Source organism: Nocardioides sp. NPDC023903, from assembly GCF_040639295.1.
Lineage (GTDB): Bacteria > Actinomycetota > Actinomycetes > Propionibacteriales > Nocardioidaceae > Nocardioides.
This window is the reverse complement of the sequence record NZ_JBEZZS010000036.1, coordinates 1-16814: the sequence shown is the minus strand read 5'-3', so window position 1 is coordinate 16814 and position 16814 is coordinate 1. Positions and strand designations below refer to the sequence as shown.

Sequence of the window (16814 nt, the reverse complement as noted above, 5' to 3'; positions counted from 1 at the left end):
TCATCAGAGCCACGGCCCGAGCGTCGGCGCGTCCATGAGGTCGTGCGGTCGCCCGGCGAGCCAGGCGGCCACCTCGGGAAGCGGGCCCTCGACACCGATCAGGTCGTCGTCGGCGAGACCGCGCTTCGTACGGATCTCGTCGGCCAGCGCGAGCAGGAAGTCGTCGGGCAGATCGGCGAAGGTGATCCCGACGCCGAGATCGACGGCGTGGACGAAGACCTCTCGGGCCCGCATCCATGGGACGTCGCTGGCCTTGCGGGTGACGAGCTGGGCGGTGATCACCTCGTGCTCCCACTGCTCGGCGGTCAGCCTGTCCATGGCCTCATCGAGCTCTGCGACGCCGCGGTGATACCAGGATCGGAGCTCCTCGGCCGGTCGCGTCGCGGCCGCCTCGATGTCGGCGTTGCGCTGCTCCGTGGAGGCGTACATCCGCTTCTCCACGCCCGTCTCTGCCCAGGAGATCAGGTTGCCGAGGGCGTCGGCGTTGGCGGCGACGTGGCCGACCAGGTGCTTGCGGGTCCAGCCCGGCAGCTGCGAGTCACCGTCGAAGGCCGAAGGATCCAGGCCGTCGATCGCGCCGGTCAGCAGGGCGGTGCCCTCGGTGACCCAGCGGCGGGAGTCGTCGAACGTACGCGTCGGGGTGGTGCCGATCAGGACGGACATCGCGTTCAGCCTTTCACGATCGTGTTGGTGAGGGTGCCGATCCCCTCGATGGTGATCTCGACGCGCTCGCCGCCCCACAGGAACTCCTGCGGCGCGCGTGCATGCCCGACCCCGCCGTTGGTGCCGGTGAGGATCAGGTCGCCGGGGCGGAGCGTGGTGATGGTGGAGATGTAGCGCACCAGGTCGACCGGGTCGAAGAGCAGGTCGGAGGTGTTCGCGCTCTGCTTCTCGACGCCGTCGACGGTCAGCCGCGCGGCCAGCTCCGGACGTACGCCCCCGGGCAGCTCGTCAGGGGTGACGAGGTAGGGGCCGACCGGCGTGGTGGCCTCCCACATCTTGCCCTGGAGCCACTCGCGGGTGCGGAACTGCCAGTCGCGGACGGAGTAGTCGTTGGCGGCGGTGAAGCCGGCGATCGCGGCTGTGGCCTGCTCCTCGTCCGCGCGCCGAACCGTCTTGCCGATCACGATGGTCAGCTCGCACTCCCAGTCGAGCTGCTCGGTCTCGGCGGGCTTGGTCACCGCGTCGTTCGCGCCGGTGAGCGTGTCGGCGAACTTCGCGAACAGGACCGGGTACTCGGGCAGGTCGCGGCCCATCTCCTCGATGTGGCTGCGGTAGTTGAGCCCGACGCAGACGACCTTGCTGGGCTGCGGGACGACCGGCGCGAAGTCGGCTGCCTCGACCGGATAGGTCGTCGAGCCTGTCGAGGCCGCCCGAGAGCCCCAGTCCTCCTCGGCGAGGAGCTCGCCCAAGGAGGCGTAGCCCAGGTCGACGTGCTGGTCTCCGTCGAGCCTGACCGCGCGGGTCCCCTCGGCCGTACGGATGGTGGCGAGCTTCATCGTCTGGTGTTCCTCACTTGTCGATCTGGGTGCGGTCGGGACGCATCGCCTCGAAGACGTGGCCATTGTCACAGCGCCTCCCCAGCTCGCTCAATCTCCTGCGAAGGCGAGCGATAGATGCCAGGTTTGGTGTGATCAGGAAGAGGTGGGATGGACAAGCCGCTCAAGACCCGGCCCCCGTATGCGATCACCAGCGTCGACCACGCACTCAAGCTGGCGGCGATCCTTCAGGTCGAAGGCCGCATGACCGTCTCGGAGGCAGCGGCTCGGCTCGACGTCGCTCGCTCCACCGCCCATCGGCTGCTCGCGATGCTGGTCTACCGCGACTTCGCGGTCCAGGACGAGGACAAGGTCTACCGCGCCGGACCGGTGCTGGAGCTGGCCGCCCACTCCCGCTCGACCGCATCCCGGCTCCGCCAGGTGGCGCTCCCGCATCTGCAGCGCCTGGTCGACCTGCTCGGCGAGTCCGCGAACGTCGCCGTACGCACCGGCGACACCTGCCGGTTCATCGCCTCGGTCGAGTCGCCCCAGTCGCTCAAGGTCGGCTCCCGCGAGGGCATGGTCTTCCCCGCCCACCGCACCACCGCCGGCCTCCTGCTCCTGGCCCAGATCTCCGACGACGAGCTCGCCTCGATCTACTCCCGGGAGAGGTACGCCGACCACCTGACCGACCGCCCGGACATCGAGACGCTGCGTACCGAGCTCGAGCGCGTACGCCGCAACGGCTTCGCCTTCAACGACGGCCGCTCCGAGCGTGGCGTGGTCGCCGTCGGCGTCCCCGTCCGTGGCGCCGGGGGCGACGTCGTCGCGGGGATGTCGATCTCCATGCCCAGCGTCCGCTACGACAAGGAGTCCCTGCCGAGCGTCGTCGCCACCCTGATGTCCGGCGCAGCGGCTCTGGAGCGTGACCTGATCCACGGGTGATCTGCGTCAAGTTGGTGCCGGTAGCCTCGGGTCGCGAGTTAATCTGGGCCCAATGAGCAACACCCCGCCCTCCAGCGATTCCCGAGAAACGAAACCAACGCGCATCGACTGGATCGCGACCTCCGCAGGCGCCCTCGCTGCCGTCACCTCCGCCCTGCTGCTCTCCACGCTCGGTGCCGTCGGGACCCTCGTCGGCGCGGCGATGGGCAGCGTCGCGGCCACGGTCGGCACCAACCTCTACTCCCAGTGGCTTGCGAAGAGCCACCAGAAGGTGACCAGCGTCCAGGCCCTGGCCCGGTGGCGGGCGGCCGGGCTTGCCGGCGTACGGAGCGGCTCGGAGCCCGCGACCGAGCCGGCTTCGGATTCCGTGGCCGAGGCGGCGGAGATGGCCGAGGACGGCGACGCTGAGCCGATGCCGTCGTGGCAGGAGCGCCTCAAGACGCTGCCCTGGAAGCGGATCGCGCTGCTCTCGCTGGCGATGTTCGTGGTCGTGATCGCCGTGATCACCGTCTTCGAGCTGCTGGCCGGACGCAGCGTCAGCTCGATCACGCGCGGCGGAGACGGCGGCACGACGATCTCCCGGGTGACCGGCGGCGGCTCGGAGAAGGGCGACGAGCCGCGAGGCGAGGATCCGTCGCCGAGCAGCACCGCGTCTCCGGAGGAATCCGCGAGCACGAGCACCGAGCCCTCGGAGTCGGCCGAGCCGTCGGAGTCGGCCGCGCCGGAGGAGCCGAGCGCCGAGCCGTCGACCTCGACCGGTTCGAGCGCCACGCCGTCGGCGCAGCCGAGCGAGAGCGGCAGCGCCTCGACCCAGCCTTCGCCCACAGTGGGAGCCTCACCCGAAGCAGGAGACCAGGCGACCCCCTGAGCCGGGCTCACATCCGGAAGAGGATCTCCGCGCCGAGGTCGGTGTTGCCGTAAGAGGTGTACTCCTTGCCCTGGGCCACGGTGATGCCGTCGCTGGCCGTGACCATGGTGTAGACGACGTACTTGCCGTAGTCCTTCACCTTGAACCAGCCCTGGGTGTAGCTGGGCAGGGAGGCTTCCTTGGGCGGGATCACGTGCTCCGGCTCGATCTTCGTGGCGGCCTTGCCTGCGGCCTCGACGGTGCTGAAGTCGTAGATGAAGTGGGTCATCCGCAGGTTGCCCCGCTGAGCCTTGTAGGAGACCCGGACGGCGTAGTCGCAGCCGAGATCGCGGATCGCTGGCTTGAGCGTCGCCTTGCAGCCGGAGTAGTCCTTGCCGCTCAGGTAGCGGGCCTTCAGCGTGACGTCGCCGTAGGTGAACTCCCAGGGGCGCGGGACGTCGGCCTTGGAGAGGTGTTCGGGACCGATGGTCGAGCGCGACGTGGTGGCGCCGTCGCTCGGGTCGGCCGGGGAACTGGTGCCGGGCCAGGCGGGCTTGCCGCTGGACTCGCCGCCGACGTCAGTGCTTCCGCCGCCCTGGCTCGGCGACTCGCTCGGTGTCCTGCCGGCCGACGGCGTGTCGCTCGCGGTCGGCGATCCGGCGGTCGTGGCCGCGTCGTCCCCGCGGGTGAAGAGGGCGTAGACGACGACCCCGCACACGACCACGAGCCCGAGGGAGACAGCGATCGTCAGCACCTGGCGCAGCGGGCCGCCCTGGGCGGCGCGCTCCTTGCGGGCGTTGAAGGCCGGCCGGTTGCCGCCGATCTCCTCGGAGAGCCCGATCAGGCGCTCGTTGTAGTCGAAAGGGGCAGGCTGCTTCTGCGGCTCCTCGTCAGGCGCGCCCGAACCGGGGGAGCCTGGGGGCGGCGGATACGGCATGGGGTTTGTCTACCATCTATCAACGGTCGCCACGCCGAAGGTTTGGAAGACGGACGAAATACCGCCCGAATCCCCGCTCGTGCAGCGAGATGAACACGGATACCCACCGTACGCGGCCCGCGACCCGGGCACCTACAACTTGGCAATGCTTACCCAATCCTCTTCTGCGGGCGAGGTGCCGAAAACCCTGCGGAATCGCGTGTTGCTGCATTGCAAGAATCCGAAGAACGAGTCTTTGCAATGCAGATTCTTGGGGAATCGAATGTGGTGCGGGAATTGGGAAAGAACACGAAACTCAGTTACCCGCCCCCGGTAAGCCGCGAAACCCGTGGATTCGGGGGCGGAAGCCCGCAACACGTGGGCCTTTCCCCCAGGAGGAGACGTATGAGGTTCCAACGCACCACCTTCCGTCCCCGCACGATCGCCGCGCTTGCCGCGGGTGTGGGTCTCGCGGCCTCCGCCGCCGTCGCCGTCCCGGCTGCCGCCGCGGACGCCGAGTTCAGCAAGGCCGAGGTCGCGTCGGTCAAGTCGGCTGTCGCCGAGTCCGCCCCGGTCGGCTCGTCGTGGTACACCGACCCGGCCACCAACAAGGTCGTCGTCACCGTCGACGAGACGGTGTCCGCGTCCGAGATCGCCCAGGTCAAGGAGGCCGCCGCCGAGAAGACGAGCCAGGGCGACGAGGCCGTGACCGTCAAGCACACCAAGGGCGAGTTCAGCCCGCTCATCGGCCCTGGCGACGCCATCTACGGCGGCGGCTCCCGCTGCTCGCTCGGCTTCAACGTCAAGGTCGGCGGCGCCGACTACTTCCTGACCGCGGGCCACTGCACCAACGCCGTCTCGACCTGGTACGCCAACTCGTCGAACACCACGCTTCTCGGCTCGACCGCCGGTTCGAGCTTCCCGGGCAACGACTACGGCATCGTCCGCTACAACTCGACCATCTCGAAGACCGGTGGCTTCACCGCGGGCACCGCTCGGGTCGGCCAGAGCGTCACCCGTGACGGCTCGACCACCGGTGTCCACACCGGCACCGTGACGGCGGTCAACGCCAGCGTCCGCTACGCCGAGGGAACCGTCAGCGGCCTGATCCAGACCAACGTCTGCGCCGAGCCCGGTGACTCCGGCGGCGCGCTCTACTCCGGTTCGACCGCGCTGGGTCTGACCTCCGGCGGCAGCGGCAACTGCTCCACCGGCGGGACGACCTTCTTCCAGCCGGTGACCGAGGCGCTCAGCGTGTACGGCGCCACGATCTACTGATCAAGCCCCGACTGATCAAGCCCCGGCTGATCAAGCACAGCTGATCAATCACAGGTACGCCGCGGGGTGAGGTGGTTTGAGCCACTTTGCCCCGCGGCGTACGAATTTTGATCGAACTGCGAAAGTTTTTTGCCGACGACTGGCCGATGAGGTGTCGACAACGACATACTCACAGTGACGTGTTCGGGCACATCGCGGTGGTCGTGCACGTGGCGCGCGCTACCGAAGCGGGCGCCTGGTCGTCCCAGGAGGAACGCATGAGGCTCACCAGGTCACGCAGCCGGCTGCTCGCGGCAGCGGTCGGTCTAGGGCTGGCGGCTACCGCCGCGGCCACGCCGGCGGTCGCCGCACCCCCCGAGGCGGGGGCCCGCGCCAATGCGCTGGCGTCTGCCTACGCCGCCGTCGACTCCGCGGTCAACAGGTCCGCGCTGTCCGGCATCGCCTGGTACACCGACGAGGCCACCGGCAAGGTGGTCGTGACCGCTGACTCCACCGTCCCCGCGTCCGCGCTGAGCAAGCTGACCCGGACCGTCGGCGCCGATGCCGACGCGATCACGATCAAGCGCGCCAAGGGCGAGTTCAAGCCGTTCCTCGGCGCCGGCGACGCCATCTACGGCGAGGGCGTTCGGTGCTCGGTCGGCTTCAACGTACGCAGCGGTGGCACCCACTACTTCCTCACCGCCGGCCACTGCGCCGAAGAGGTGGGGACTTGGTACACGAACTCAGGTCGGACCACCCGGATCGGACCGACGGTGAAGTCGAGCTTCCCGGGCAACGACTACGCGCTGGTGCGTTACGACAACACGTCGCTGACCCACCAGGGCGGCTACTCCGTCGGTGACGCGCGCGTCGGCCAGCGGGTCACCCGCGACGGCTCGTCCACCGGCGTGCACTCCGGCCGGGTCGAGGCGCTCGACGTCTCGGTCCGCTACCGCGGGTCTGGCACCGTTCGCGGCATGATCCAGACCGACATCTGCGCCGAGTCGGGTGACTCCGGCGGCCCGCTCTACGCCGGCTCGACCGCCCTCGGGATCACCTCGGGCGGCTCCGGTGACTGCGACTCGGGCGGCACCACCTTCTTCCAGCCCGTCCGCGAGGCCGTCAACGCGTACGACGTCAACATCTACTGATATCAGCTCGAATGGGGCGAAGTGGTTCAGACCACTTCGCCCTATTTGGTAATGATTTCCGCCTGGTGGTGAAATTTTCTTCCTTCGCATAGCCGACCGATCGACCCGCCGACATACTCCCGAGAAGGCGTGCTCGGGCACATCGCGGTGGTCGGGTACTCCTGGCGCCTGCAACCACGCGGGTGCCTGGTCGTTCGTAGGAGGAACACATGAGGTTCACCACGTCCCGCACCCGTCTGGCCGCAGTCTTCGCCGGTCTTGGCCTGGCAGCCACAGCTGCCACCACGCCGGCTGTCGCCGCACCAGATCACAAAGAGTTCAGTCCGAAGGCGCTGGCAGCGGTCAACTCCGCCGTCGACAAGTCAGCCGTGTCCGGCATCGCCTGGTACACCGACGCAGCGACCGGCAAGGTCGTCGTCACCGCCGACTCCACCGTCTCCAAGGCAGAGCTCGCCAAGGTCACCAAGGCCGCCGGTGCCGACGCCGACGCGCTCACGATCAACCGCACCGCCGGCAAGTTCACCACGCTGCTCGGCGCCGGCGATGCGATCTACGGCTCCGGCTACCGCTGCTCGTTGGGCTTCAACGTGCAGAGCGGCAGCAGCTACTACTTCATCACCGCCGGTCACTGCGCTGACGAGGTTCCGACCTGGTACGCCAACTCGGCCCAGTCCACCCTGATCGGCCCGTCGGTCTCCTCGAGCTTCCCGGGCAACGACTACGCCCTGGTCCGCTATGACAACCCCGCGCTCTCGCACCCCGGCGGCTTCTCGGTCGCCGATGCGTACGTCGGTGAGAAGGTCACCCGCGACGGCTCCACCACCGGCGTCCACACCGGTACCGTCCAGGCGCTCAACGTCACCGTCCGCTACCAGGGCTCCGGCCGGGTCAGCGGCCTGATCCAGACCAACGTGTGCGCCGAGCCGGGCGACTCCGGCGGCGCGCTCTACGACGGCACCAAGGCCCTCGGCATCACCTCGGGTGGTTCCGGCAACTGCAGGACGGGCGGAACGACCTTCTTCCAGCCCGTTCGTGAGGCCGTCAACGCCTACGGCGTGACGATCTACTGATCCGCCCGACCGCTGGTCGAGCCCCGATCATGGGGCTCGACCAGCGATCGTCTCAGACTGCGACCGGGATGAGTGCCGAGTCGGCGGAGTCCTTGATGAGCCGGGCGTACGCATCGAAGAGCCGCTGCTCGGAGAGGCGCTGCCGGTTGCGGAAGATCCGCTCGAAGTGCTCCTCGCGCTGAGCGAAGGCGGCCTTCCAGGACTCGGCCATCTCGGCCGGGTCGAAGCTCGAGACCAGGCGGAGGTCACCGACCATGGCCGGAGCGTCGCCGACCGGCGTGGTCACCGGGACCGCGCCACAGGCCATCCCCTCGAGCAGGCACAGCGGGGCAGCCTCGCCGAATGCCGAGGTGAGCGTGATCAGGTCGGCGGCGTTGTAGAGCGGCGCCATCTGGCTCTGGATCCCGAGCGCGTGCAGGTTGGTCTCCAGCGCCGGCCACGAGCCGAGCTCGTCGTTGATGAGCTGGGCGAAGGCCGGGTTGTCCGCGGTCATCCCGGCGCCGCACATGACGAGGTGGGCGTCGGGGTGCTCCTGGACGAACCGGCGCGCGGCCCGGACGAAGAGCGGGATGTTCTTCATCTCGTCGAAGCGCGCCGCGATCATCACCACGGGTGCGTCGCCGTCCACCCCGAGCTCGGCCCGCTTGCCAGCCCTCAGCTCGGCGTCGGTGCGGAACTTGTAGAGGTCGACCCCGTTGGGGAGGACCGGCAGCCGCTCCAGCGGGATCCCGGTCGCCTCGTGGTAGGCCCGCTGGGTCGACTCCGCGCAGCACACCGCCGCGGTTAGCAGCCCGGCGCGGTCGAGGTCGATGAGCTCCTGCACGCCGGCACCCTGGTGTTCCGGGTCGGAGCGGTGCAGGCAGGTGATCAGCGGAGTCCCCGAAGTGCCGACCCTGCCCAGCACCGTGAGCGGCTGCTCCTTGAGGGAGAGCACCACGTCTGCCTTCGCCACCGACTGCGCCACGCGCTTGAGCTGGCTGGTGGTGATCGGGCCCGAAGGCGTACGTCTCAATGCCCGCACCGGCACGCCGGCCGAGGTCAGGCGGCGATAGGAGTTGTCGGAGGAGATCCGCTGCGCGGTGAACTCGCGCTGTACGCGGTCGCTGAGGCTCAGCACGCTGTGTCGCTGAGGCGTGGTGGCGTCGAGCGCGCGGACGACTGCGGTGTGCAGGATCCGGGCGCCACCGGCGAAGAAACCTTCGTACAGGGAGAGGACGGAAGGGCCGTCCTCGAGGTATGTCACGGTGGACATGTCGACCTCACTTTTTCCGCAGGAGGCATCGCCCGAGCGGTGATGGTGGTGGGGCTACGGCAGAGATATGCGGCTTCGTCCGGACGCTAACGCGTCCGCGGGCGCATCCCAAGACATCGTCGTCTCGGGGCGAAGGATTTCACTTGATCGTCATCTTCACGCGCGCATCGTAGGGAGCGACGGAGGATTTATCGAAACCGGCGGGGATCCGGCTTCGATTTACGTTATCCGATGTGGTGTTCGTCACGCTATGCGTTCCTCGACATTGTTCGGTGAACGATTGGCGCGGGTCTCGGACGCGCTGCCGAATAGGGCCCCGAGGGTGGCCGGATCCCGCTACGTTCGGGAAGTATGACGACCGAGGTGACGACGTACCGCTATGTCCGTTTCGCTCTGTGCTGTCTGCTCGCGGGGCTGGCGATCTCGGTGGGCGCCGAGACGATCACGAGCGGCGAGTGGCAGACCTCCATCTCGTCCTATTACTACACGCCGGCGGGCCCGGTCTTCACCGCGGTGCTGTGCTCGCTGGGCGTGTGCCTGGTGGTGCTGCGCGGCTATACCGACGCGGAGGACACCGCGCTCAACCTCGCCGGGCTCTCGGCGCCGATGGTCGGCTTCGTGCCGACCCCGGAGATCGGGCAGGAGATCGACAAGGCCGCCATCGTCAACAACGCCTGGAGCTATCTGGCGGTGATGGCGATCGGCTGGGTGGTCGTGCTGATCTTCGGGCTCCGCAAGCGCGCCGCCGCCGGCGCCTGGCCCTCGCGATGGGGCGCCATCGGCCTCGTCTCCGTCGCGGCGGCGTGGGTCGTCGGCGTGGGCTGGCTGCTGATCGACCAGGAGACCTTCGCGACGAAGGCGCACGGGCTCGCGGCGCTGTTCACCTTCACTCCGTTCGCGCTGGCGGTCGTGCTCAACACCGATTGGGGCGTGCGGAAGATCGCGCAGGAGGCCGACAAGGCGCGTACGCGGCTGGACAAGACCTACTGGGCGCTGGTCGTGGCGATGGTGGCGCTGCTGGCGGCCGGCATCGTCCTGGGCCTGACCGGCTGGAAGTACTGGCTGCTGGCGACCGAGGTATCGCTGCTGGCCTGCTTCGCGATCTTCTGGATCATCCAGAGCTTCGACCTGATGGACCCGGAGCGCGACGCGCTCACGACGCGCCCGCGGGACCCACTCACCGGAAGTCGATGAGCAGGTCGTCGTCGCCGTTCTCGGGGTCGGTGATGACGCGGGGGAGGCGTACGGCGGTGTCGGTGCGCTTGGCCAGCGGCACCTGCGGCTCCACCTCCTCTTCCATCTCGACGACCTCGACGGTGTGCTTGAGCTGCGCGTGCGGGAGCACCTGCGTACGCCAGGCACGGCAGTTGTAGGGCAGCTGCATGCCGTCCATGCCGCGGCCGTAGTCGTCGTAGAAGGCCAGCACCTCGCGCCGCTTCTGGTCCTGGGCCTCCGGCCGGAGGGTGGCGATGTTGGAGCGCGACTGGACCAGGTCCTGGATCGAGTGGCGGTCGACGACCTGCCAGTGCCGGAACGTCTGGGCCTCCACGGCGGAGAAGAACCCGGAGTCGTCGAGGATCGGCGCCGGGTCGAAGCCGCCCTCTTCTGTCAGTCCAGTCTGTTTGCCGATCAGCTTGCCGAGCTTGCGCACCCAGGGGATCCGCTCGTCACGCTCGTTCTGGACCACGGCGAGTCGTCCGTCCGTACGCAGCACCCGCCCGATCTCGGCCAGCGCCTTGGCGTGGTCGAACCAGTGGAACGCCTGGCCCACGACGACCACGTCGTAGAGGCTGTCGCCGGTCGGGATCTGCTCGGCGGTGCCGCTGGTGGCGCGTACGTCCGGGAGCTTCCCGGAGAGGATGTCGAGCATCGCGTCGTCCGGGTCGGTCGCGAAGACGTCGTGGCCGAGGCCGACGAGCACCTCGGTCAGCTTGCCGGTGCCGGCTCCGAGCTCGAGGACCGAGCACGGCTCCTCCCCGACCAGCCACTTGACCGCATCCACCGGGTACGACGGGCGCCCGCGGTCATAGCTGTCCGCCACGCCTCCGAAGGAGCGCGCGGGATCGGGGTTGGCTGGGTCCGTCATCTCGGTCAGGGTAACGCGCGCTTAAGGTTGACGCGTGAAGGACGATCCGCTTGCCCGGTTGGTGTCGCTCGAAGGTGTGGCCTCGGGGTTCGCCGCAGCTCGTGACGGTATCGACGTGATGCTGCGTGACCGGGGACTGCGGCGTACGTCTCCGGAGAACACCGCCGAGTCGCTGCTTCGTGGTGCGCACGCCTCTGCCGTGCTGGAGGGATCCGGCTCTACGTTGGGTGAGGTGCGGGACTCCGGCGGGGACGCGATCGCGCAGGACGCGGTGCGGCTCTCGACCGAGCTGCTCTCGCTGGTGCCGGTGGTGAAGCACGCGCCGCTGCAGGCATTCGCGCGGCTGCACGCGCTGGCGGCGGCGGGTTCGCTGGACGCTGAGGAGCTGGGCCGGCCGCGCTCGGCCGACTCGGCCGAGCGGTTGCGGCGTCTCTCCGATCTGCTGCTCGCCCCGACGTCCGCGCCGGCGTTGGTCGTGGCGGCGTTCGTACACGCCGATCTGGCGACCGCTGCTCCGTTCGCGTCCCACAACGGCCTGGTCGCGCGTGCCGCAGAGCGGCTCATCCTGGTCGCGCGCGGCGTGGACGAGAAGTCGCTGGTCGTGCCTGAGGCCGGACATCTGGCGCTGCGGGCCGCCTACGAGTCGAACCTGCGCGGCTTCCGCGAGGGTGGCCAGGCGGGCGCGCACTCGTGGCTGCTCTACGCGGCCGAGGCGTACGCCGCCGGGGCCGAGGCCTCGCCGCTGCGCCTGGACGCGGCCGAGTAGACGAGGGCAAAAGCAGGTGGCACCCGGTGGGTTGTGAGCACCGGGTGCCACCGCTGACACGAGCGTTTCTGGTTACCAAGCGTGCAAGGTCTGGTCACTGCGTCGGGATTTCTCCCCGGCTACAGCACCCCATCAGATGGGTGGATCGCCGCGTGGGTGCCTGTCGCTCGTGTTCGTCTTGTTACACCTCTGTTTCTACGCTGATCGGCGGCCAGATACAAGGCTGGAATTTCTGCAGGATGAGGAGGATCATGTCGCTCCTGCAGAATTCTGAATTCGAGCCGGGTCAGGCGCCGAGGCGACGGCGCTTCGTGCCCGCCCAGATGACGCCGCCGGCAATGGCGACGGCACCCCCGACGGCCAGTGCGGCCAGGGTCGGCGTGGACGGGCTGAGCACGCGGCTGCGCAGTGCGACCGGCTTGTTGAAGACCAGGATGTCCCAGCCCCGTTCCTTGGCGGCCTTGCGGAGGTCCTTGTCGGGATTGACCGCGAACGCGTGACCGACCTCCTCCAGCATGGGGAGGTCGGTGACGGAGTCGGAGTAGGCGTACGACTGCTCGAGGTCGTAGCCGAAGCGCTCGGCCAGCTCCTGGACCGCGCGGGCCTTCTCCTCGCGGTAGGCGTAGAGCGCGATCTCGCCGGTGTAGCGACCGTCCTCGATCTTCATCTGGGTGGCGACGACGTGGTCGGCGCCGAGCATCGCGCCGATCGGCTCGACCAGCTCGGTGCCGGAGGCGGAGACGATGATGACGTCGTGGCCCTGGGCGTGGTGCTGCTCGATGAGCTGCACGGCCTCCTCGTAGACGAGCGGGTCGACCACGTTGTGGAGGGTGTCGGCGACGATCTCCTTGACGGTCGCCACGTCCCATCCGGTGACCATCTCGGAGAGCGACTTGCGCATCTTCTCCATCTGGTCGTGGTCGGCGCCGCCGACGACGTAGACGAACTGCGTGTAGGCCGAGCGGATCATGGCCGCGCGGGTGATCAGGCCGCCGGCCTGAAAATGCTTGGAGAACGCAAGCGTGCTCGACCTCGCGATGATCGTCTTGTCGAGGTCGAAGAACGCAGCGATGCGTGTCATGGGCACATCGTAGACGGCCGTTGGGTGGGCCGATCGCCATCCACAGGGCGGGTTCGGGACCGGGTTATCCACAGGCTCCGGATTTGCGGGTGGAATTGTCGGCGTCGCGGCGGATCCTGCTGCCATGACCTCGGAACCTCTCGTCATCACCTCGGACTCGTTGCTGGCCGCTGAGGCGGCTCGTCTGGCCGCCGCCTCGGGCGTCACCGTCGAGGAGTGCCCCGATGCCGTCGGCGCCCTGCGTCGATGGCAACGACCACCACTGATCCTGGTCGGCGCCGATCTCCTGGCGGAGGTGGCGTCGCTGCGCCCACCCCGAAGAGACGGGGTGTACGTCGTGGGCTGGGGCTCGACCGGCGAACCCCTGCTCCGGGCCGCGCTGGAGATCGGCGCCGAGACGCTGCTCGAGCTGCCGTCGGCCGAGACTGTGGTCGCCGGGCTGCTCGCCGACGTCAGCGACGGTGAGGGCGGCGACGGCATGGTCGTCGGCGTGCTGGCCGGATCGGGCGGTGCCGGTGCGACGACGTACGCCGCAGCCCTGGCCAGCCTGGGAGCCGACCGTGGGTCGACGCTGCTGATCGACGCCGACCGGCTCGGCCCGGGAGCCGGGCGGGTGCTCGGTCTCGACGAGATTCCCGGGGTGACCTGGGGCGATCTCGGGCAGACCGCCGGGCGGCTGGGAGCGCGGGCGCTGCGTGAGGCGGTGCCGCATGTCGGGTCGCTGGGCCTCCTGGGTTGGCCAGGTGGTGATGTGGTGCCACCGAAACCGGAGGTGGTGCGCGAGGTGCTCGCCGCCGCCCGTCGCGGCCATGACCTGGTCGTGGTCGACCTGCCACGCGAGTCGGACGCCGGGGCCGAGGCGCTGCTGACCGGATGCGACATCGTCCTCGTCGTCGTTCGAGCGAATGTCACCGGCACGGCGTCTGCGGCCCGGCTGATCTCTCGCCTTCCCGAGCGGGATCGGGTGCGGATCGTCGTACGCGGCCGCGCGGCCGAACCGGAGGCCGTCGGGCGTGCGCTCGGACTCCCGGTGATCGCGTCGATGTCCGACCAGCGCGGGCTCTCGGAGGCCATCGACCTGGGCCTGGGGCCGATCCGCTCGAAGCGGGCACCGCTGGCTCGTGCCGCGGCCGAGGTGTTGATGCGCTGCCGGGTCGGCGCGGGGGTGATGGCCGCATGATCGGCGCGGTCGACATCGCGCCCCAGGTCGTCGACCTCGTCCGCGACCACTTGGCGCGTACGCCGGGAGAACTCACCCCACACCGGGTTCAGGAGGCGCTCCGTGCGGAGGGTCGGATCGTCGGTGATGCGACCGTGCTGGCGGTCTTCGAGATGCTGCGCCGCGACGTGGTCGGCGCGGGGCCGTTGGAGCCGCTGCTGCGGTTGCCGGGAGTGACCGACGTCCTGGTCAACGGGCCCGATCAGGTCTTCATCGACCGTGGAGCCGGCCTGGAGCCCGCTCCGGTCGCATTTCCTGACGACGATGCAGTTCGGCGGCTGGCGCAGCGGCTGGCTGCGGGGGCCGGCCGCCGTCTGGACGATGCCTCGCCCTACGTCGACCTGAGGCTGGGCGACGGCAGCCGGTTCCATGCGGTGCTCGCGCCGCTGGCTCGACCGGGCACGGTGATCTCGCTGCGGGTGCCTTCGGCGCGGGCGTTCACCCTCTCCGAGCTCGAGGCTTCGGGAATGGTCGTTCCCGTGGTGGCAGACCTGTTGCGCAGGCTGGTGCTGGCGCGGTCCGCCTTTCTCGTCTCGGGAGGCACCGGCACCGGGAAGACGACCCTGCTGGCGTCTTTGTTGTCGCTGGTGCCGCCGGAGGAGCGGCTGGTGCTGGTCGAGGACGCTTCCGAGCTGCGTCCGGACCATCCGCATGTGGTCGGCCTCGAGGCGCGTCCGGCCAACATCGAGGCCGCGGGCGCTGTCGAGCTCCATACGCTGGTCCGCCAGGCCCTCAGGATGCGGCCGGACCGGCTGGTCGTGGGGGAGGTGCGTGGCGCCGAGGTCGTCGACCTCCTCGCCGCGTTGAACACCGGCCACGAGGGCGGCTGCGGCACGCTGCACGCCAACTCCGCCGCCGACGTCCCGGCGCGGGTGGAGGCGCTGGCGCTCGCCGCCGGCCTCGGCAGGGAGGCGGCGCACAGCCAGTTCGCCTCCGGTGTGGACGTGGTCGTGCACCTGCGGCGACGTGAAGGCCGCCGGGTGCTGACCGAGATCGCGGTCCCTCTGCGTGGAGCCGATGGGCTGGTCCGGATGGAGACCGCCTTCTCGGTGGCCGCCGATGGCGGCGTGATCGCCGGACCGGCCGCGGACCGGCTCGAGGCGCTGCTGGGAGCCGAGCGGTGAGCGGGCTGAGCCTCGGGCTGGTCGCCTGCCTGGCGGGAGCTGCCGCCGCGCTGATGCTCCGCCCACGAGCCGCGGTCGGATCACGATCGCCTGCGTGGCGGGTGCCGCGGTGGTCATTCCTCCTGGTCGCCCTGATCCCCATCGTCTTCCCGGGCAAGGCGGTCGTCGCGGCTGTCTTGCTCGGGATCGCCACCTATGGCGGTGTCGCTCTGTGGCGGCGCCGCTGCGAGCGGATCGAGGCGGGACGTACGGCCAACCGCGTCGTCGAGGCCTGCGAGCAGATGGCCGCCGAGCTGGCCGCCGGGCATCCACCCGGCCCCGCGCTCACGCAGCTCGCTACGGAGTGGCCGGTGATCGAGCCGGTCGCGGAGGCGCAGCGCATGGGCTCCGACGTCCCCGCCGCCTGGCGGCAGGTCGCCGAGATTCCCGGAGCCGGATCGCTCCGTGTGGTCGCCGCAGCCTGGCAGATCGCCCACCAGACCGGGAGCGGTCTCGCGGACGCGCTCGACCGGGTGGCGCTCGACCTGCGGGCAGCGGCCGCGACCCAGCGGGTCGTCGACGGCGAGCTCGGATCGGCCCGCTCCACCGCTCGCCTGATCGCGGGCCTGCCGGTGGCTGCCCTGGCGATGGGGAGCGGCGTCGGCGGCAACCCGCTGGAGTTCCTCTTCGGCTCGCCCGTCGGCCTGGCCTGCCTCGGTCTCGGACTGCTGCTCGGCTGGTTGGGGCTGTGGTGGATCGAGGGCATCGCGCGTGGGGTGGAGGCGAGATGAGCGTCTGGCTCGCGGCCGTCGCGCTCGGGCTGGCAGCAGCGTTGCTGCCAGCGCCGGCCTCACCACTTCCCGGCAGGGTCGCGGCCGTTGCGGATCGAGGTGATCCCGGCGGCTGGATGATGCGCTGGCGGCCGTTGCTGGCGCTGCTCGCGGCTGGCGCCGTCTACTCGTTCGTCGGCGGCACGGCGGGTACCGTACTCGCCGCTCCGACGGGTGTCGTCTGCTGGCTGGTCATCGGCCGGGTCGAGCCCGCCGAGGTCCGGCGCGAGCGGGAGGCCGCGAAGGCCGAGCTGCCTGCCTTGGTCCGCCTGCTCTCCGCCGCACTCACCTCAGGCGCGGCGCCTGCCGAGGCGCTGGTGGCGGTCGCGGCAGCGCTCCCCGGCCCGGCAGCCGCCAGACTCCTGCCGGCGGCTTCTCGGCTTCGTCTGGGAGCCGATCCGGAGAAGACATGGCGCACCCTGGTGGACGATCCCGCTCTGGCGCCGTTGGGCCGGGCCCTGGCCCGAGCTCAGGCGACCGGTGCCCCGGTCGCCACGACGGTCGAGCGCCTCGCCGACGACCTGACCAGAAACGCCCGCGCGGAGGTCGAGGATCGCGCCCGCGCGGTGGGAGTCAAGGCCGCCGTCCCGCTCGGCATCTGCCTCCTCCCCGCCTTCCTGCTGCTCGGCGTCGTCCCGGTCGTCGGCGGCCTCCTCTCCAACCTCGGCATCTGACCCACCTGCCGAGGCGTCACCCCGGTCGGCCGAGACGTCACCCGCGTCGGCCGAGTTGTCCGGAGAGCGCGCGGGACGCCCGGTGTCAGCGACTCGGTGGCCGAGAAGGTCCGCCAGGCGGCACGCGAGCTCGGCTACG

17 protein-coding genes are annotated in these 16814 nt (G+C 69.9%); 11 read left to right on the top strand and 6 right to left on the bottom strand.

Annotated features, from left to right (window positions below; all coding sequences use genetic code 11):
• Nucleotides 1–3 precede the first annotated feature (3 nt).
• A complete protein-coding gene (locus AB0F44_RS25425; RefSeq protein ID WP_357359473.1) occupies nt 4–663 on the bottom strand; it encodes a maleylpyruvate isomerase family mycothiol-dependent enzyme in 660 nt (219 codons plus the stop codon).
• 5 nt (nt 664–668) lie between these two features.
• Entirely contained in the window at nt 669–1499 is an 831-nt protein-coding gene (locus AB0F44_RS25420; protein ID WP_357359471.1) for a fumarylacetoacetate hydrolase family protein, read from the bottom strand.
• Between the two features lie 150 nt (nt 1500–1649).
• Between AB0F44_RS25420 and AB0F44_RS25415 the strand changes: the two genes are divergently transcribed.
• The gene (locus tag AB0F44_RS25415; protein WP_357359469.1) at nt 1650–2423 is read left to right on the top strand and encodes an IclR family transcriptional regulator; all 774 of its coding nucleotides are present in this window, start codon (nt 1650–1652) and stop codon (nt 2421–2423) included.
• 52 nt (nt 2424–2475) lie between these two features.
• Entirely contained in the window at nt 2476–3291 is an 816-nt protein-coding gene (locus tag AB0F44_RS25410; RefSeq protein WP_357359467.1) for a hypothetical protein, read from the top strand.
• 7 nt (nt 3292–3298) lie between these two features.
• On the opposite strand, the gene AB0F44_RS25405 is transcribed toward AB0F44_RS25410, so the two are convergent.
• Nucleotides 3299–4207, bottom strand: coding sequence for a hypothetical protein (locus AB0F44_RS25405; protein ID WP_357359465.1), 909 nt, complete (start codon nt 4205–4207; stop codon nt 3299–3301).
• A 384-nt stretch (nt 4208–4591) separates the two neighbouring features.
• Between AB0F44_RS25405 and AB0F44_RS25400 the strand changes: the two genes are divergently transcribed.
• The 3 genes from AB0F44_RS25400 to AB0F44_RS25390 all read left to right on the top strand — a co-directional run bounded on the left by AB0F44_RS25400 (nt 4592) and on the right by AB0F44_RS25390 (nt 7664).
• Nucleotides 4592–5464 carry a S1 family peptidase gene (locus AB0F44_RS25400; protein ID WP_357359463.1) on the top strand — a complete coding sequence of 291 codons (873 nt, stop codon included), beginning with the start codon at nt 4592–4594 and terminating at the stop codon, nt 5462–5464.
• Between the two features lie 257 nt (nt 5465–5721).
• Complete coding sequence (locus AB0F44_RS25395) at nt 5722–6594, top strand: S1 family peptidase (RefSeq protein ID WP_357359461.1); 873 nt, start codon at nt 5722–5724, stop codon at nt 6592–6594.
• A 209-nt stretch (nt 6595–6803) separates the two neighbouring features.
• A complete protein-coding gene (locus AB0F44_RS25390; RefSeq protein ID WP_357359460.1) occupies nt 6804–7664 on the top strand; it encodes a S1 family peptidase in 861 nt (286 codons plus the stop codon).
• 52 nt (nt 7665–7716) lie between these two features.
• On the opposite strand, the gene AB0F44_RS25385 is transcribed toward AB0F44_RS25390, so the two are convergent.
• The gene (locus tag AB0F44_RS25385) at nt 7717–8916 is read right to left on the bottom strand and encodes a glycosyltransferase (protein ID WP_357359458.1); all 1200 of its coding nucleotides are present in this window, start codon (nt 8914–8916) and stop codon (nt 7717–7719) included.
• A 351-nt stretch (nt 8917–9267) separates the two neighbouring features.
• Here AB0F44_RS25385 and AB0F44_RS25380 point away from each other — a divergent pair, with 351 nt between their 5' ends.
• A complete protein-coding gene (locus AB0F44_RS25380; RefSeq protein WP_357359456.1) occupies nt 9268–10110 on the top strand; it encodes a hypothetical protein in 843 nt (280 codons plus the stop codon).
• Here the strand turns inward: AB0F44_RS25380 and AB0F44_RS25375 are convergent.
• Complete coding sequence (locus AB0F44_RS25375) at nt 10094–11002, bottom strand: class I SAM-dependent methyltransferase (RefSeq protein WP_357359454.1); 909 nt, start codon at nt 11000–11002, stop codon at nt 10094–10096. The two genes, AB0F44_RS25380 and AB0F44_RS25375, sit on opposite strands and share 17 nt — an antisense overlap.
• Before the next feature lie 34 nt (nt 11003–11036).
• Here AB0F44_RS25375 and AB0F44_RS25370 point away from each other — a divergent pair, with 34 nt between their 5' ends.
• The gene (locus AB0F44_RS25370; protein ID WP_357359452.1) at nt 11037–11768 is read left to right on the top strand and encodes an oxidoreductase; all 732 of its coding nucleotides are present in this window, start codon (nt 11037–11039) and stop codon (nt 11766–11768) included.
• A 286-nt stretch (nt 11769–12054) separates the two neighbouring features.
• Here AB0F44_RS25370 and AB0F44_RS25365 read toward each other — a convergent pair whose 3' ends face one another.
• Nucleotides 12055–12849: an HAD family hydrolase gene (locus AB0F44_RS25365; protein ID WP_357359450.1), complete on the bottom strand. Its 795-nt coding sequence runs from the start codon at nt 12847–12849 to the stop codon at nt 12055–12057.
• A gap of 124 nt (nt 12850–12973) precedes the next feature.
• Between AB0F44_RS25365 and ssd the strand changes: the two genes are divergently transcribed.
• Genes ssd through AB0F44_RS25345 form a run of 4 tightly spaced genes read left to right on the top strand, consistent with a single transcriptional unit; the run spans nt 12974 to nt 16675 of the window.
• Nucleotides 12974–14029, top strand: coding sequence for a septum site-determining protein Ssd (gene ssd / locus AB0F44_RS25360; protein ID WP_357359448.1), 1056 nt, complete (start codon nt 12974–12976; stop codon nt 14027–14029).
• Nucleotides 14026–15192 (top strand): TadA family conjugal transfer-associated ATPase, encoded by a 1167-nt coding sequence (locus tag AB0F44_RS25355; RefSeq protein ID WP_357359446.1) that lies wholly within the window; start codon nt 14026–14028, stop codon nt 15190–15192. The genes ssd and AB0F44_RS25355 overlap by 4 nt, the downstream gene beginning before the upstream one ends.
• Entirely contained in the window at nt 15189–15962 is a 774-nt protein-coding gene (locus AB0F44_RS25350) for a type II secretion system F family protein (protein WP_357359445.1), read from the top strand. Before AB0F44_RS25355 ends, AB0F44_RS25350 begins: the two co-directional genes overlap by 4 nt.
• The gene (locus AB0F44_RS25345; protein WP_357359443.1) at nt 15959–16675 is read left to right on the top strand and encodes a type II secretion system F family protein; all 717 of its coding nucleotides are present in this window, start codon (nt 15959–15961) and stop codon (nt 16673–16675) included. The genes AB0F44_RS25350 and AB0F44_RS25345 overlap by 4 nt, the downstream gene beginning before the upstream one ends.
• Nucleotides 16676–16814 lie beyond the last annotated feature (139 nt).

Bases quoted from the DNA above. Each gene is read 5' to 3' on its own strand.
- AB0F44_RS25385 (WP_357359458.1), bottom strand. From the start codon at position 8,916: ATGTCCACCGTGACATACCTCGAGGACGGCCCTTCCGTCCTCTCCCTG.
- AB0F44_RS25415 (WP_357359469.1), top strand. From the start codon at position 1,650: ATGGACAAGCCGCTCAAGACCCGGCCCCCGTATGCGATCACCAGCGTC.
- AB0F44_RS25400 (WP_357359463.1), top strand. From the start codon at position 4,592: ATGAGGTTCCAACGCACCACCTTCCGTCCCCGCACGATCGCCGCGCTT.
- AB0F44_RS25405 (WP_357359465.1), bottom strand. From the start codon at position 4,207: ATGCCGTATCCGCCGCCCCCAGGCTCCCCCGGTTCGGGCGCGCCTGAC.
- AB0F44_RS25390 (WP_357359460.1), top strand. From the start codon at position 6,804: ATGAGGTTCACCACGTCCCGCACCCGTCTGGCCGCAGTCTTCGCCGGT.
- ssd (WP_357359448.1), top strand. From the start codon at position 12,974: ATGACCTCGGAACCTCTCGTCATCACCTCGGACTCGTTGCTGGCCGCT.
- AB0F44_RS25420 (WP_357359471.1), bottom strand. From the start codon at position 1,499: ATGAAGCTCGCCACCATCCGTACGGCCGAGGGGACCCGCGCGGTCAGG.
- AB0F44_RS25365 (WP_357359450.1), bottom strand. From the start codon at position 12,849: ATGACACGCATCGCTGCGTTCTTCGACCTCGACAAGACGATCATCGCG.
- AB0F44_RS25380 (WP_357359456.1), top strand. From the start codon at position 9,268: ATGACGACCGAGGTGACGACGTACCGCTATGTCCGTTTCGCTCTGTGC.
- AB0F44_RS25355 (WP_357359446.1), top strand. From the start codon at position 14,026: ATGATCGGCGCGGTCGACATCGCGCCCCAGGTCGTCGACCTCGTCCGC.
- AB0F44_RS25395 (WP_357359461.1), top strand. From the start codon at position 5,722: ATGAGGCTCACCAGGTCACGCAGCCGGCTGCTCGCGGCAGCGGTCGGT.
- AB0F44_RS25345 (WP_357359443.1), top strand. From the start codon at position 15,959: ATGAGCGTCTGGCTCGCGGCCGTCGCGCTCGGGCTGGCAGCAGCGTTG.
- AB0F44_RS25425 (WP_357359473.1), bottom strand. From the start codon at position 663: ATGTCCGTCCTGATCGGCACCACCCCGACGCGTACGTTCGACGACTCC.
- AB0F44_RS25375 (WP_357359454.1), bottom strand. From the start codon at position 11,002: ATGACGGACCCAGCCAACCCCGATCCCGCGCGCTCCTTCGGAGGCGTG.
- AB0F44_RS25410 (WP_357359467.1), top strand. From the start codon at position 2,476: ATGAGCAACACCCCGCCCTCCAGCGATTCCCGAGAAACGAAACCAACG.